This window comes from Rhodoplanes roseus (genome assembly GCF_003258865.1).
GTDB lineage: Bacteria > Pseudomonadota > Alphaproteobacteria > Rhizobiales > Xanthobacteraceae > Rhodoplanes > Rhodoplanes roseus.
Genome location: NZ_NPEX01000760.1, coordinates 1 through 284 on the forward strand (window position 1 = coordinate 1; position 284 = coordinate 284).

Genomic DNA, 284 nt, shown 5'->3' on the forward strand with positions numbered 1-284 from the left:
TCGACGAGGCGCTCGGGCGTGATCTTCTTTCTTTCGGCACGCCGATTCTGGTGCTCGGCGATCCGGGTCAGCTGCCGCCGGTCAAGGCGGGCGAGGGGGGAGGTGGCTTCTTCACTGAAGCCGAGCCGGACATGCTCCTCACCGAGGTGCATCGCCAGGCGCGCGACAACCCGATCATCGATCTCGCCATGCGGGTGCGCGAAGGCGAGCGCATCGATTACGGCTCCTATGGCGAAAGCCGCGTCATCTCCAAGAACGATGTCGATCAGGACATCGTCATGTCG

General features: G+C 63.7%; 1 protein-coding gene. It reads left to right on the forward strand.

Translation table 11 applies throughout. The annotated features are described in order from the left end of the window. Window positions 1-284, forward strand: a 284-nt coding sequence (locus CH341_RS32290; protein WP_146604754.1) for an AAA family ATPase, incomplete at both ends; no start/stop codon positions are given.